The sequence below is a fragment of the Lysobacter antibioticus genome, assembly GCF_000731095.1.
GTDB classification, from domain to species: Bacteria; Pseudomonadota; Gammaproteobacteria; order Xanthomonadales; family Xanthomonadaceae; genus Lysobacter; species Lysobacter antibioticus_B.
The window spans coordinates 1-14,495 of the sequence record NZ_JMTZ01000005.1; the positions used below are offsets into that span (position 1 = coordinate 1).

The 14,495-nt window shown below is 61.5% G+C and carries 11 protein-coding genes and 1 tRNA gene; 7 read left to right on the forward strand and 5 right to left on the reverse strand.

Annotation, left to right across the window (positions count from 1 at the left end):
- Positions 1-289 precede the first annotated feature (289 nt).
- The 4 genes from EX88_RS0101280 to ubiA form a co-directional block, all read right to left on the reverse strand.
- Positions 290-2,002 carry a M64 family metallopeptidase gene (locus EX88_RS0101280; RefSeq protein ID WP_031370215.1) on the reverse strand — a complete coding sequence of 571 codons (1,713 nt, stop codon included), beginning with the start codon at positions 2,000-2,002 and terminating at the stop codon, positions 290-292.
- A gap of 861 nt (positions 2,003-2,863) precedes the next feature.
- Entirely contained in the window at positions 2,864-4,291 is a 1,428-nt protein-coding gene (locus EX88_RS0101285) for a short-chain fatty acid transporter (RefSeq protein ID WP_031370216.1), read from the reverse strand.
- 284 nt (positions 4,292-4,575) lie between these two features.
- Positions 4,576-5,106, reverse strand: a complete 531-nt coding sequence (locus tag EX88_RS24210) for a Rid family hydrolase (protein ID WP_051884299.1) — start codon at positions 5,104-5,106, stop codon at positions 4,576-4,578.
- 129 nt (positions 5,107-5,235) lie between these two features.
- Complete coding sequence (gene ubiA, locus EX88_RS0101295) at positions 5,236-6,147, reverse strand: 4-hydroxybenzoate octaprenyltransferase (RefSeq protein WP_031370218.1); 912 nt, start codon at positions 6,145-6,147, stop codon at positions 5,236-5,238.
- 276 nt (positions 6,148-6,423) lie between these two features.
- On the opposite strand from ubiA, the gene EX88_RS0101300 reads away from it, so the two are divergent.
- The 7 genes from EX88_RS0101300 (at position 6,424) to EX88_RS0101325 (ending at position 13,359) form a co-directional block, all read left to right on the forward strand.
- Positions 6,424-6,500: transfer RNA gene (locus tag EX88_RS0101300), tRNA-Arg, on the forward strand.
- Between the two features lie 513 nt (positions 6,501-7,013).
- Entirely contained in the window at positions 7,014-7,223 is a 210-nt protein-coding gene (locus tag EX88_RS24995) for a hypothetical protein (RefSeq protein WP_081930531.1), read from the forward strand.
- Between the two features lie 887 nt (positions 7,224-8,110).
- Entirely contained in the window at positions 8,111-9,103 is a 993-nt protein-coding gene (locus EX88_RS0101310; protein ID WP_031370219.1) for an AAA family ATPase, read from the forward strand.
- Between the two features lie 234 nt (positions 9,104-9,337).
- Positions 9,338-11,662 carry a S8 family peptidase gene (locus EX88_RS0101315; RefSeq protein WP_200875784.1) on the forward strand — a complete coding sequence of 775 codons (2,325 nt, stop codon included), beginning with the start codon at positions 9,338-9,340 and terminating at the stop codon, positions 11,660-11,662.
- Between the two features lie 10 nt (positions 11,663-11,672).
- The gene (locus tag EX88_RS26730; protein ID WP_200875785.1) at positions 11,673-12,221 is read left to right on the forward strand and encodes a hypothetical protein; all 549 of its coding nucleotides are present in this window, start codon (positions 11,673-11,675) and stop codon (positions 12,219-12,221) included.
- Between the two features lie 103 nt (positions 12,222-12,324).
- Positions 12,325-12,801 carry a hypothetical protein gene (locus tag EX88_RS25630; RefSeq protein ID WP_152566037.1) on the forward strand — a complete coding sequence of 159 codons (477 nt, stop codon included), beginning with the start codon at positions 12,325-12,327 and terminating at the stop codon, positions 12,799-12,801.
- 240 nt (positions 12,802-13,041) lie between these two features.
- Positions 13,042-13,359 (forward strand): hypothetical protein, encoded by a 318-nt coding sequence (locus EX88_RS0101325; RefSeq protein ID WP_152566038.1) that lies wholly within the window; start codon positions 13,042-13,044, stop codon positions 13,357-13,359.
- A 295-nt stretch (positions 13,360-13,654) separates the two neighbouring features.
- On the opposite strand, the gene EX88_RS0101330 is transcribed toward EX88_RS0101325, so the two are convergent.
- Positions 13,655-14,134, reverse strand: a complete 480-nt coding sequence (locus EX88_RS0101330; RefSeq protein ID WP_031370223.1) for a hypothetical protein — start codon at positions 14,132-14,134, stop codon at positions 13,655-13,657.
- Between the last annotated feature and the right edge of the window lie 361 nt (positions 14,135-14,495).

Below are 14,495 nucleotides of genomic sequence, written 5' to 3' on the forward strand. Positions count from 1 at the left end.
TCCCTGTCCCGATGAAAAACGGCCTGCATCCATGCAGGCCGCCCTCCGGGTCTTCGGTTGCCTTCGTTAGTGCGCAGCTACGCACAGCCACTGCAAGAGCTACAGCTAGTGCAACTGCAACAGCAACTGCAACTGCAACTGCGGGAGCAGCAGAATTATCTGCAGACGCGACAATGCTCATTAATTGCATGCATCGAGAGTCCCTTCACGACGTGCACTGTTCCGCAAACACCACCTCTACGTCTGCTGGAGAAGTAGCGATAGCCGATTCGCGATGGAGCGAAGACGATCAATCTGCCAACGCCATCACCGGTGCCGCCCCGACCCGAATCGTCCATTTGCGCGAGTGCAGCAACAGGTTGCCGGCCATGCTGGCCTTCACGAACGCGGTCTTGTCGGTCACCCGCAGTTCCAGGGTGCGCGTCGCCGGTGTGGCCGCATCCTGGCGGAAGTCGTAACTGGCCGCGGTCGCGCCCGAAATGGCCACGCCGTCGAGGTACCACTGCACCGCGACGGTACCCACGCTGGGCCGCAGCAAGGTCGCGCTGAAGCGCCGCGTGGTGCCGCGCGCGTAACCGACCGCAGTCGCCGGCGACGGGATCTCGGTGCCCGGCTCGATCAGGTCGATGCCCGCGGCCGGCGAGCCAAAGCCGCCGCGATACAGCATGCGCACGTATTCCTGCCGGCACACCGCGCAGAAGCTGGTGCCGAGGCTGCGCATCAGGCAGCTGTTGTCGACCGGCCGGAACATGCCGGTGCTGCGGTAGCGCGCGCCTTCGAACAGGCCGGTGCCGGCAATGCCGTCCGGCGTCGGGATCGGCAGGCCCGGGGTGAACCAGCTGCGCCACTTCACCAGGCTGGCATTGCTCTGATTGGTGACGTTGGCTTCGCAGGCCGCGCTGCCGCTGATGTCGCTGCAGGCCGGAAACCCCGGATAGGGGCTTTCGTACTCGTCGGCGAGGCCGTGGAAGCTGTGGCCGAACTCGTGGATCGCGATCAGCGCGGCGCTGCTGTGCGCCGAGATGACCGCATAAGAGCCGCCGGCGCCGCCGTAGACCGGGTCGTTGACGGTGACGATGATCTTGTCCCAGTTCGGGAAGCTGGCCGCGGCCGCCATCACCTTCGAAGACCGCGCGGTCAACAAGTGATGGATCTGGTTGGTGCAGAAGGTGGAATCCAGGGCAGTGGCGACGAACTGGCCGGCGCGCGGATCGGTGCGCGAATCGGCGTCGGCGCAGCAACTCGTTCCGGTGCAGCCGGCCCGGTACGGCGGATGGTCGGCGCCGGACTGCTGCGAGGCGATGAAGCCGGCCTGCCAATTCACGAAGCTCAGGTATACCTTGTACGGGCTGACGTTGAACATCGCCGTCTTCAAGGACGCGGCCTGGCTCGTGAAGGTGCTCTGTTCGGCCGCGGTGTAGCCATCGCCGAGCACGAGGATGTCGAGGCGATTGGCCGAGTTCGCCGCCTTGGCGTCCTGGGCGTGCTGCGTACCCACCATTGCGACCGGCTGCTGCAGCATCTGCGCCAGCGGCAGCTGCGAGGAACGGATCGCCAGCTCGCGCAGGTCGATGCGCTGCACCGACTTGGCGTTGCCGAGCAGTTCGATCTCGTCGGCCTCCGCGAGTGGCACCCGCACGACGAAGGCGCGATGCGGGTCGCGCACCAAGGGGTTCAATTGGATCGCGCCATCGCCGTGATCGGGGTCGCGCGCGAACTCGGCGCGGATGAAGTTCGGCACCTGCGCTTCGTACAACGCCGCGCTCTTGGCGCCGTTGCGCGAGGCGCGATAGGCCACACGCTCGACGCCGCGCTCGGCCTGGCGCGCCCCCTGCCGGTCGCGTTGGCCATCGGACAGTTGCACCTGGGTGTAGAACACCGGCTCGGCGCGCCCTTGGGCGTCCCGTTCGAACACGACGTAGTGCGCCGGCACGGCGGCGATGGCGCAGGAACTCGCGAGCAGCCACAGGCTGGCGATGCGCAGGAGCGAAGACAGGGTCATGGGAGCGTTCCGGAAGCACGGCACGACGGGCGGCCGCGCAGCGGGCGCGGCCGATTCTCGCCGGAACTTGCCCGGACGACGACGCTGGACCGTCTTCGATCGGCACCCGACGACGACCGCACGCTAACGCAGTCGCCGCACCCGGATCACCGTACCGGTCGCACTATTCGGGCGCTTGCGGCCCCTGGATTTGTGACGTGCTTGTGCGAATGCGCACAAGTCATAACGAAGCCGGCGCATCGGCACACGATGCGGGCACACGCAGGGCCGGAAAACCGGTCCGCGACTTCCTCCTTTGCGACCCGATGGCGGAGTCCTTTCCGCCACGCGCGCCATCCCGGGCGCGTCCCCGATTCCGACCGGCCGCCGTTCCTTGGCGGTCGCTTCCCTTCACGCCGCTTCCGGGCGCGCCAGGTCGAATCGAGCGGGTTTTTCGGGCCGGCGCTTCCTTCGCCGTGTCGGTCGGGGCCTCGGTCGGAACGCGATCCGCCGACGAGGACGCGATGCCGCATTCCGTTGCTCGAGCCCCGATCCGACTGCGTGGGAGTCCCTTCCCTTTCGCGTGAGTCATTGTCGCTTTTGGGCGTCGCACAGGCTGAGAAGTGCCGGCCTCCGACGACGTCTTTTTTGCGGTTTTTTCTGCGGTTTTTGCGATATTTCGCTTGCTTTTTCCTCCGGCTTCCATGCGGTTTTTCGTCGTCGTGGGCGGCTGCGGCATCCGTGCCGCACGACCGGGTTCCATAACGGCCGCGACGCTTCCCACGGACATAGAATCGCCTGCGCCGCGGCCCGGGTCAGTCGGGCATCGGCGCAGGCGCGGGTAGGATTTTGCCGGGGCGTCGTCGGACGCCCACACGGCACTCAGGGCATCACGGGCGGGTGATAGGTCAGGGTCGAACCGAGCAGCCACAGCAGGCCCAGCACCAGCGGGATATGTACGAGCAACTGGATGAAGGTGAAGCCGACGATGTCGCGCGCCTTCAGGCCCAACACGCCGAGCAGGGGCAGCATCCAGAACGGATTGATCAGGTTCGGCAAGGCCTCGGCGGCGTTGTAGACCTGCACTGCCCAACCCAGATGCACCTGCAGATCGTTGGCGGCCTGCATCACATACGGCGCCTCGATGATCCACTTGCCGCCGCCGGACGGCACGAAGAAGCCGAGCACCGCCGAGTACACGCCCATGACCAGCGAGAACGTCTCGGTGGTCGCGATTTGCACGAACACGCTCGACAGATGATGCGCAAGCGTCTGGCCGTCGCCGCCCTTCGCCGCGGTCAGCAGGCTGGCGATGCCGCCGTACAGCGGGAACTGGATCAGCACGCCGGTCGTGCTCGGCACCGCGCGCGTGACCGCATTGAGGAAGCTGCGAGGGCGCCAATGCAGCAACAGGCCGGCGGTCAGGAACGCGAAGTTGTAGGTGTTGAGATTGGCGATCGCGGTGACCAGCGGCTTGTTGGCGAACTCGTAGGCGAGCCAGCCCAGGCTCATCGCCGCCAGCAGGATCGTGATCAGCGGGCTGTATTCGAGCCATTCGCCGGGCCGCGAACGCGGCGGCAGCACCGACGCCGCGCGCTCGTCGGCGACGTCGAAGTCGGCCGCGCGCCGCACCGAGCCGCCGCGCGGCGCGGTCACGAAACACACGACCAGCGAGACCGCGATCAACACCGCGGTCAGCGCGATCGACTGCCACAACAGGATGGTTTCGCTGAAAGGGATCACCCCGGTGATCGCCAACAGCGCCGGCGGCATGCTGGCCGGATTGGCCTGCAACTGCGCCGCCGACGAGCTGAGACCCATCGCCCACACCGCACCGAGGCCGAGATAAGCCGCGGCGCCGGCGGCGCGGTAGTCCATGTCGAGGTCCTCGCGGCGCGCGAGTGCGCGCACCAGCAGGCCGCCGAACACCAGCGAGAAGCCCCAGCTCAGCAGCGAGGTCAACATGCTGATCAGGCCGACGTAGCAGATCGCCCCGCGGCCGCTGCGCGGCACCCGCGCCAGCGCGTCGATGACCCGCGCCACCGCCGGCGCGGTCGCGACCACATAACCGCCGATGACCACGAAGGCCATTTGCATGGTGAAGGGGATCAAGCTCCAGAACCCGTCGCCGAACGCAGTCGCAGTCGCGGCCGGGGTGGCGCCGAAGCCGAGCGCGAACACCGCGACGATGACCACGCCGAGCGCCGCGAACACGTAGGCATCGGGAAACCAGCGCTCGGCCCAGGCGGCGCTGCGCAGGGCGAAACGAGCGAGCGGCCCGTCGGCGGGTGTGGCGGAAACTGCGGTCATGACGGCTGTCCTTCGACGAGAGCAAGGCATTGTCGAGGCGGTCACGGCCGCGACCACTTGCACTTTAGTCGCAGGGACGGGGTGTGGCGAAGGTCGTCGTCTAAGAGCAAATCCCCCTGCCCCCCTTTGCAAAGGGGGGACAGCATGCGGTTTCGCATAGACGCCGTTGCTACCGTATTTGCTGGACGGGTTCGAGAAGCGTTTCTGATCGACATCCAGTCCCCCCCTTTGCAAAGGGGGGCCAGGGGGGATTTGCTCTTACCCCCAAACCACCGCGCCCTACATCAAGGCCCCGCCGGCTTCGCAATCTCCGCCTTGGGCCGGCTGCCCGAGCCGATCACCGCCTCGGCCCGCAATTCGAAACTCGCGTCCTTCGAGAACAAGCCCGGCGTCGCGACCGCGGTCCAGGCCGGGTAGTGATCCTTGAAGAACTCGCGATGCACCTTCAGCACCGGATCCATGCGCCGCCGGAACTCGGCGTGATCGGCCGCGACATGAAAGCTCTGCAGCTCGACCACGTCGGCCAGGCTGGCCCCGGCACTGCGCAGATGCGCTTCGAGTTGCTCGAACACCCAACGCGCCCGGGCTTCGTCGTCCGCGCCTTCCATCGCCGGAATGCCGGAGACGATGACCCGGTCGCCGACCTTCACCACCGGCGAGTAATGCAGCCCGTGATACGACCCCTCCCAGCCCTTCGGCGCGAAATGTTCGCGGCTCGGCGCCGGCGCCGACTGCGCGAACGCGGCGCCGCTGGAACCCACCAGAGCGGCCAGGGCCAAGCCCCGCAACCACAGGCCACGCGACAGATTCAACATGACGGCACTCCACTCGGGACGATCCGCCATTGCACGCCAGCGGCGCGCGCCTGTCATTAACCGCGATCACGCACTCGCGGTCCGCTCCCGCCGATCCCCCTGGCAATCCTCGTCAGCGAGCGCTCGCGATCAGGCCGCGACGCTGGTCGCGCGCAAGGCATAGTCCAGGGCCAGGCCGGCGAAGATCGTCAGGCCGACCCAATGGTTGTGCAGGAAGGCGCGAAAGCACGGCTCGCGCTCGCGGTGCCGAGCGATCACGAACTCATAGGCCACCAAGGCCGCCGCCACCGCCAGACCGCCGAAGTAACAGATCCCGAGGCCGGCCCGCTGCCCGACCAGGAACAGCGCGACGAACATCAGCGCGTACAGGATGCCGATCGCGACCAGGTCCATCTCGCCGAACAGGATCGCCGTCGATTTGGAGCCCATCTTCAGGTCGTCCTCGCGGTCGACCATCGCGTACCAGGTGTCGTAGGCGGTCGACCACAGGATGTTGGCCGCATACAACAGCCAACCCACGGCCGGCACCTCGCCCTGCACCGCCGCGAACGCCATCGGGATGCCCCAGCCGAAGGCCATGCCGAGGTAGACCTGCGGCAGATAGGTATAGCGCTTCAAGTACGGATAGCTGGCCGCCAGCACCACGCCGACGAAACTCATCAGAATGGTCAGCCGGTTCAAGGTAAGCACCAGCGCGAACGCCGTCAGCATCAAGGCCGCGAACACCGCCAGCGCCTCGCGCCCCCGCACCTCGCCGGTCGCCAAGGGCCGGTGCTTGGTGCGTTCGACGTGCGGGTCGAGCCAGCGGTCGGCGTAATCGTTGATCACGCAGCCGGCCGCCCGGGTCAGCCAGACCCCGGCACTGAATACGAACCAGGTCCACAGCGGCGGCACGCCCTCGGCGGCGATCCACAGCCCCCACCAGGTCGGCCACAGCAACAGCAACCACCCGATCGGCCGGTCGCCGCGGGTCAGTTTCCAGTACAGCGCAAGCTTGCGCCGCCAAGCCGGCGCAGGGGTGTCGGGGTGAGCGTGATCCATGGCGCATAGAGTAACGCGGGCGTCCCGGCGCTTCGCCGCGGGAAGGGCCGGTGGGCTTTGCGGAGGGCGGCGGCGTCGGGCTGGGGAGCCATGGAGTCGAAGGGCCCGCATCGAACGGGAGCAATCGCGGCTGACAAGGACGGCGGACGCCATGGCACGGCCGGGCACCCTGCCCTCACCGCGGCCGGATCGCCGGGCCGGTTCGGGGCCACCACCTTCGGCTGCGGTTTCCGCTAGAATGCACGGCCGCACGATCGCTTCGTGCGTGTCTACCACGCGCCTGTAGCTCAGCCGGATAGAGTAGTGGCTTCCGAAGCCATTGGTCGGGGGTTCGAATCCCTCCAGGCGCGCCATCCCCCTCGACTTTTTCTACGCCTCGTCGCAACGACGAGTAGGCCTTATTTCCGAGGCTTTTGGCGTTTTCCATTGGTCGGCGAGTTATCCACAGCCTGGCCATTTGGCGATTTTTTCGCCTCTCTCCGGGCCTCTACTCCAAAGCCTGTGGTCGGCCGACCATTGCTCGCCCTTGAAAATCAGGCACTTACGAAGGGCGGTTTTTTCGATCTTTTGAGCCCGAGGCAACATCAAACCGCTTGATCCGACCATTGAAGGTGCGTCGACAGTCAGCTCCGCGTTCGAACGCCGGACGGGCCTTCCGCGCCCCGGCTCCTGCCCCCAACACACTCTCCCGAAGGTTCTTAGTTCGACACAAAACGAATCGGTGAGAAGTCGAATGATAGTTACCTACGAATGTCCGTTCCCTTACGGTAATTCCGTTAATAGAGTCTTGCGGCATGCATTCGCAAACTCGGTATTAGCCGCTCGGCAACAACCGGATCGTGTTCACTGCACAAGGAGAAAGTTGCATGGCAAAGAAACCGGCCAATCACGGCAAGAGCTGGACTCCTGCGCAAGAGAAGCAGCTTAAGCAACTCGCTAAAGAGAACACCCCTACCCCGGTCATTGGGCTTAAACTGGGCCGCACAGAGCATGCTATTCGTGGCAAGGCCGTCAACCTCAGTGTCTCACTGAAACCGACCAATCAATCTCCGTACAATCGGCGTAAGTCCAAATAGCTCATTCAAGCCGAGCCGCTTCGCGGCTCGGACTAGAGATCGATCTGATACGTTGGCGGCTCTAATTTGACGCGCCCACGGCTACTAAGTTCAAACCAGTCTCTTCACGCTGGGCTACCTTGGGGAACGCCATGGAATATCCCGAAGGCACCCCATGCTGGAATTCCGCGCCCACTGTCGACCTTCGACCTCCCTGTTACGAGCGATTAGGGCGCGCTCCTTATGGACAGACATATCCAGACCCGATGCCCGACGGGATCTCGTAGACGAACAAGAAAGCGACCGTCCGGGGCCGGAAGGAACGGAGTAAGGATCGCCTCCCCAGGTAGGGAATGGCATCTCATCCGGTGAGAGCCACGAGTCCTCTATTTAAGACAAACATGATCGCAGGCTGGTGACGAGGCCGTGCGCCCCCGCTTCATATCGCAACGTGTGCGATGCCGCCACACGAAACTCACCGCAGCGGGTAGATCTCATCAGGGTCGAGTCGAAAGCCGAGCACGCCTTGTCCCAGGATGGTGCGCTTCATTCTTTACCGCTTGTTCCAGCGTGTCTGCAGCCCTTCGAACGTGGGCAAGAGCCAGCTGCACACCGGAGCCGTTTTCGACGTCCAGATGGAGTTCCGCGACGGCTTTAAGGCAGTAATTTAAAACTGAGGTCGGCGCTCCCAGCTGCTCCCTCTCGTACCGAGACAGACAGCTTCGATCGACGCCAAGGCGCTTCGCAAACTCTGCTTGAGTCGCGGTCCCACGCGCTGCGATCAGGAGGTCTCGCTGAGAGGTCGGAAATACGTAAGCCATTTTGTAATTATCACACATTTGTGCTATAAAAGCACATATCTCCACAAGTGTGGGGCGCTTTTCGTACTATTCGCCCAGGAGGCTCCCATGGCGCGTGCTGACCAACTAAAAGCGCTTCTGCGCGCCTACGCAGGCGAAGAAGACGCACAGTTCTTCTCGGTCGCGCTCCAGATGGCGGCGGATGAGGCGCAGCGTGGGCATACACGGCTTGCTGCGGAGTTGCGCGCGCTCATTGACGCGGCCAAGGCAAAACAATTCACGAAGCCAAGTTCACGCCTCATTCCGCTGGCCCAGCCGAAGGGTGATCTGGCGGAACTTTTAACTGTGCAGTACCCGAGCCATCATTTGTCTGAGATGGTCGTATCGCCTGAGGTTCGAGCAAAACTCGCGCGCGTCCTAAATGAGCAGCGACAGCACGAACGACTTACCGGCCACGGCTTAGTTCCGCGCCGGAAATTGCTGCTGATGGGGCCACCAGGTACGGGAAAGACGCTCACTGCGAGCGTCTTGGCAACGGAACTGAGGTTGCCTCTCTTTGTTGCGCGTTTTGATAGCCTGATTACCAAGTTCATGGGCGAAAGCGCCTCCAAGCTCCGTCTGGTCTTCGAGTCTTTGAAGACCACGCGAGGCGTATATCTATTCGATGAATTCGACTCGCTCGGGTTGCAGCGTGGAACCCAGCACGACGTCGCAGAGATGCGTCGTACGCTCAATATGTTTCTTCAACTCATTGAGCAGGATTCGTCCGAAAGCTTGATAGTGGCGGCGACCAACCACGGCGACTCGCTCGATAGCGCGTTATTCCGCCGCTTCGACGATGTCATTCGGTACCGCGCGCCCGATGATGAAGAGATTATTTACCTACTCAAGAACAGCCTGGCGCTGCTGGCGCCCCCATTGCTGGACCCCCGGCGTCTTGTGTCCGCTGCTCGAGGCCTCTCTCACTCCGACATTGTGCGCGCGTGCCAAGACGCCATGAAGGATGCCGTTTTGGAGCATCGAGATTACGCGACCGAGGAAAGCGTGCTTCAGCACCTAGGCGAGCGTTCTGCTAGTCTTGGTCCGGTGAAACTCAGCTAAGGGACAGGCTGTCATGGCCTGTTAGGGGCCATGCCAGAGCTAGATCACCTTCGAATAGTCGATTCTGCCGACGCGCGGCCTTTCCGGTCGACCCTGACAGTACAGCAGCCGCCACCGCCTCCGAGAGATCGGGCGACTCATGGCCAAAGACTGCTTCGCCAGTTTGCTGCCCTGGCGCAACGAGAAACAGAGCTCACGCAACTCCGCGCGGAGAGAAATTTGCCCCAGCAGGGCATGTCCATTGTGCTCGAAATCTCTCCCAAGGGATTCCTTGACTATAAGAAGCTGGAGTGGCGTAGGGAAGGGATCGAAGTTCTCAATGTTGCCGAAGGAAGCACCTCTGACTTGGTCGTGGTGTTTGTTCCTGACGGGCACCTGACAGCCTTCGTCAGTCGTATAACCGAGTATTTGGAACAAGACACACGATTCAACAAGCCGAAAAATGCGGCGCTGGTCAACGTCATAGAAAACGTTCGGAAGGCCGCCTTCGACGAGCTTTGGACGGACGTCTGCGACGCGCCGCCTGCAGGCGAACCCAAATGGTTTCAGCTTTGGCTCAGGGAGTTGCCTGAGGGGCCATTGGTAACTCGCGATCGTTTTGCTGGACTCGCGCAGCAGCTTGGCATCGAGGTAGAGCCGGGCTTTGTGTCTTTCCCGGATCGCATAGTCATCGCAGTATGCGCAACCCGAGAAACGCTCGAACAGGCCATCGAGCTGCTGGACGCCGTGGCCGAGATCCGTAGCGTCGCACCCACGGCTGAGTTCTTTCTGTCACGGTTGAATCCTGCTGAGCAAGCAGCGTGGGTGAATGATCTCGCGGCGCGCACGACGCACGCCGAGGGTGAAGCGGTTCCTTACGTTGCGTTGCTCGATACGGGCGTAAATAGCGGACATCCTCTTCTCAGGCAAGGACTGGCGTATGACGACCTCCATGCGCTGCAGCTTGCATGGCGTAGCACCGACCATCATGGCCACGGAACGCAGATGGCCGGACTTGTGCTGCACGGAAATTTGGTGGACCCATTAGCATCGGCCCAGGACTATCAGGTCACGCATCGCCTAGAGTCCGTGAAGATTCTGCCGCCTGAAGGAGAGAACCCTCCGCATCTGTATGGATGGATTACGGAACAGGCGACAAAGACCGTAGAGAATCCGCATCCCAATCGTCGCCGCACATTCGCGATGATGACGACTTCCATTGGGAAGACAACAGGCTCACCGTCGGAATGGTCTGCGACCATAGATCGATTGGCATTCGGTGCACCCGATGTGGTTGATGATGAGAGCGAAGACGCGCAGAGCATGCCCCGCTTGTTCGTCCTATCTGCTGGGAACGTTGGATGGCCAGACTGGAAGAACTATCCAGCAATCAATGATCTGTCGCCGATAGAAAATCCAGGCCAGTCCTGGAACGCGATTACGGTTGGCGCATGCACCTATCTAACCGACTTCGATCAGGATGAATACCCATCATTCCAGACGATCGCATCCGGCGGAGGCTTGTCTCCTTCGTCATCGACATCGTTGATGTGGCCAAGGACCAACTGGCCGTACAAACCTGACGTGGTCGCCGAGGGCGGAAACGGCTGCTTGGATTCGAGGATCCACGTAATCGTCGGACCAGAAAACCTTCGCTTGTTGTCGACCTCACACGATATGGCGACGGCTTTGCTAGCGGAAACAGGGGATACAAGCGCTGCGACTGCCGAAGTAGCTAGGCTCTGCGCCAGGTTGTCGGACCGGTACCCGGACTACTGGTCCGAAACGTTACGAGCCTTAGTCATCCACGGTGCGCGGTACACGCCTGCGATGTTGGCGCAACTGCCGCTCGTTCCACTCATGCGGCATAAGCTGAACCTGCTGAAGCGCTATGGGTTTGGTGCCATCAGCTCGGACAACTCTCTGGAGTCGACAACGACAAGGCCTACTTTGGTTCTCCAGGAGATGATCAAGCCGTATCGTGTCGAGGGATCCAACATCAGACTCAACACGATTAATCTGCACGAGCTTCCTTGGCCGGCTACCGCGTTGCAAGCGTTGGGTGAGGCAACCGTAGCACTACGTATAACTCTCTCGTATTTCGTAGATCCAAATCCGAGTCAACGGGGCTGGCAGAGTAAGTTCCGCTACCAGTCACATGGACTTCGATTTGCGGTAAAGGGAGCCACGGAGTCGGCCGAAGAGTTCAATCAGCGCATCAACCTGCGTGAGCGGGAGGCGGCCGCCGAGAACGGAGAGGAAGAGCAGGGTGCCTTCAGAGACCCCGATTCGGCTGGGTGGTTTCTCGGAACTAAACTGCAATCCCGAGGCTCGATCCACTCGGACGTATGGATAGGAACGGGGGCGGAGCTCGCGGAGAAATCCCATATCGCCGTGTTTCCAGTCGGAGGGTGGTGGAAAGACTGGAGAGGCGCGGGACAGCCGAATAAGGCCGTTCGATACGCTTTAGTGGTCAGCCTAGAGGTGGCAGAGGGTATGGAGGTCGACCTGTACACGCCCATCCTTGTCCAGATACCAGTTCCGGCCGTGGTTGTTCCTGTTGCTGCAGATGTGAGCTGAGGGGAAATAGATGATCGAATCCAGCTACTGGCGCTTAGAACTTAGAAGAGATCTCTTATGGCTTCGACAGCATCGTAAATACCGCCGTTGGTCTGAGAAACAACACGTCCTATTTGAGCGGAAGCTCATGATCGTCGCTTTCCAAGTTCGTTCCTTGCTTGAACGGCCAAAGGTCAACGAAGACGCTAGGAAATCAGTCCTTTCGGCGATTCGATACAAGAAGACTGGAGGCCGGCCCTTCACTGTAATGGGCACAGGATGGCCACACGACAGATTCGATATGGTAGCCCCAGAGCCAACCACTCTTCCAGTCCTCACCGTTTGCAATCAGTTGATCCACTACTACTGGATGCAGACTCTTACCGAAGGTCGAGCTTTCGTGACGATGCTTGTCTTCTCAGACTACGAGCGCCACAAATGGGCCTATGAAATTCAGATTCAAGACTTACTACAGCTGTTTCAGATTTTCGCTGAAGATTCGTCCGCGCTTACTGACGCTAAATTCGAATGGAACGAAAAGAAGCAGGACTTTGTTATGCAATCGCGTGTTCCGTCGTAGGCTGAATCGTCCAGATTTTTAATACTTTTGACACGCAAAGCGATAGTCGAAGCCGCTTCGCGGCTCGATCTAAAACCAAGCACTAAGCCATTAAGAGGTCCTCATGGCAAGGAGAGTCAAAGAGACAGTATTCAACTGGCTGCTCGGCGCGATTGCAACGATACTTGTCACTGCGCTCGGCTACGCCGTAACTACTTCCTGGCAGAACGCTGACCGTCTCGCCCGCATATCAGGTGACCTGAAAAGCATCAAGACGTCACTCGTTCGCATCTCTATGAAGACGTCGCCCAACGATCCAACCATCCCGATCGAACTTCTTTCGAGCAAGGGTGCAAAAGAGGGCCTTCAGTTCTTCGCTGCCGGTGACTATCCAGCGGCATATGCAAAATGGAGCTCTGCTGCGGCTAGCGGCGATCAGTTGTCCGCTCTTTCCATCGGAGCGGCCCGAGAATCCTTGGAACTAAAGCTTAAATATGACCCGCTCACTCCAAAAGAAAGAGAACTTGTTACCAGTGGCATTCGCTCCGCCCCCGAGCTAAAGATCGTTGATGGCAAGTACGTGGTAAAGAATCCCGAGTGACCACCTGGAAATCCATTTAAGCCGAAGCCGCTTCGCGGCTCGGCTTACCTTAGGCATCAGGACTCATGACACACAGCTTCGGCTTTGAAGGCGTGATCGAAAAGCTATTTTTGCTGCAGCAGCTTCAGGCGCAGTCGCAACTACTGCCGAAACGCAGGTATTTGCCAAGGCTCATACCCATATGGCCACGATGACTGGAACGACTACGAGCACAAGATAAAGCCGATTGTGAGTGGCTACATGATTGAGATCGCAGCCAAGGTAAGAATCTTTCAGGACTCTATGTCGGGCCGCGATGCGCGATTACAGCGCCGCGAACGCGGTACCCAAGGCATGGGCCCGGGCAAGGCGACCGACACCTGGCTCTACGATCTGCCTGATCTGGAGATCGGCGAATGGCGGCTCGGCCCGATGAAAGTGCGAATCAGCGAGTTGCCGATCTTCGCGAAGTTGAGCCCCGACGGACGGCCCGCGGTGATCCTCGGCATCGACACGCTACGGCAGCGGCGGGTGACGATCGAGCGGGACGCAGCGGCGTTCTGTGTCGGCGAAGGCTGATGCGGCACTGGCGTCGGGAAGGGCTGACGAAGATCGAGGGGCTAGTCCCTCGCCCCTACGAACGGCCGTCAGACTGGTTTGAACTCAGGCGCCGTGGGCGCGCCAATTCCCAGCGGTGAACCCTCTCCGCCGTCCGCACGCCCCTCCGAAAGCCCGTTCCTGGCGGCCTTCCGCGCGGGGGGCGGCGGCTTGTCGGTGCGTCGCACTCAGGGCCGGGTCAGGCGAATATTTTCTGATCCAGGATGAGCTTCATGGCGCCGGATAGCGGCCACGCAGCAACGATCGGGCTCATGAGTCAACGCTGGGGAGGCCGCTCGGTGTGAAGAACATAGGCATCCGACAAGTCCCCCTGTGCGACCCTGCCCCCTTCGCTGTCGCTCACTACCGGGCCTTTGGGGCCCTGGGTCAAGACACAGCTGTTCGGGCAGATGTATTCCGCATCACCTATGGCGATGCTTGTCTGGGGCACCTCCGCCTTTGCGACTGTGGCCCCTGCGCTGTCGCGCACCAAGTGCCCGTTGGAGCCTTCGGTTATGACGCAGCGGTTCGGGCAGACATACTCGACATTATCGATCTCTATGGTTTCTGCAGTAACTTCCGACACGTACGTCTTTGCCGTTCTGGCCCCCGCAATGTCGCGCACCACGACCCCTTTCGGGCCCTGGCTTACGACACAACCGTTGGGGCAGGCGTATTCAACATTGTCCATCACCATGGTGTGTTCGCTTGCCCCATAGAAAGCAGCCGCCCCGGCCGCGATGACCGCAACGGCCATAGAAGCTTGCTTCAACAAAGTTACGGTTCCCAAACGGCACCCCTCTCGCGACACATCAGAAAATAGCAACGGCTCGTGGTCATTAGATCAGGCGGCACTGAAGAAGTTCAAACATGTGCTGGGCCGTCGCCCACAGGCCGGGACATCGCTCCGCGCAACTTCTGCGCCATTGTTGACAGTCATGCGCCCACGAGAAGCCGGGCCTGGCGCGCCAGTTTCCAGAGCCCCTCCGCCATTCGCGCACCCTTCCGAATGCCCCATTCCTGGCGGCCTTGCTCAAGAGGCGTTTGGTTCTGGGCAGGCGACGGTGCCGTGACGTCGCCGGTGCCAGCGACTGGTTCACCAGGAAACGAGAGCGGGA

Bases quoted from the DNA above. Each gene is read 5' to 3' on its own strand.
- EX88_RS0101280 (WP_031370215.1), bottom strand. From the start codon at position 2,002: ATGACCCTGTCTTCGCTCCTGCGCATCGCCAGCCTGTGGCTGCTCGCG.
- EX88_RS0101285 (WP_031370216.1), bottom strand. From the start codon at position 4,291: ATGACCGCAGTTTCCGCCACACCCGCCGACGGGCCGCTCGCTCGTTTC.
- EX88_RS24210 (WP_051884299.1), bottom strand. From the start codon at position 5,106: ATGTTGAATCTGTCGCGTGGCCTGTGGTTGCGGGGCTTGGCCCTGGCC.
- ubiA (WP_031370218.1), bottom strand. From the start codon at position 6,147: ATGGATCACGCTCACCCCGACACCCCTGCGCCGGCTTGGCGGCGCAAG.
- EX88_RS24995 (WP_081930531.1), top strand. From the start codon at position 7,014: ATGGCAAAGAAACCGGCCAATCACGGCAAGAGCTGGACTCCTGCGCAA.
- EX88_RS0101310 (WP_031370219.1), top strand. From the start codon at position 8,111: ATGGCGCGTGCTGACCAACTAAAAGCGCTTCTGCGCGCCTACGCAGGC.
- EX88_RS0101315 (WP_200875784.1), top strand. From the start codon at position 9,338: ATGTCCATTGTGCTCGAAATCTCTCCCAAGGGATTCCTTGACTATAAG.
- EX88_RS26730 (WP_200875785.1), top strand. From the start codon at position 11,673: ATGATCGAATCCAGCTACTGGCGCTTAGAACTTAGAAGAGATCTCTTA.
- EX88_RS25630 (WP_152566037.1), top strand. From the start codon at position 12,325: ATGGCAAGGAGAGTCAAAGAGACAGTATTCAACTGGCTGCTCGGCGCG.
- EX88_RS0101325 (WP_152566038.1), top strand. From the start codon at position 13,042: ATGATTGAGATCGCAGCCAAGGTAAGAATCTTTCAGGACTCTATGTCG.
- EX88_RS0101330 (WP_031370223.1), bottom strand. From the start codon at position 14,134: ATGGCCGTTGCGGTCATCGCGGCCGGGGCGGCTGCTTTCTATGGGGCA.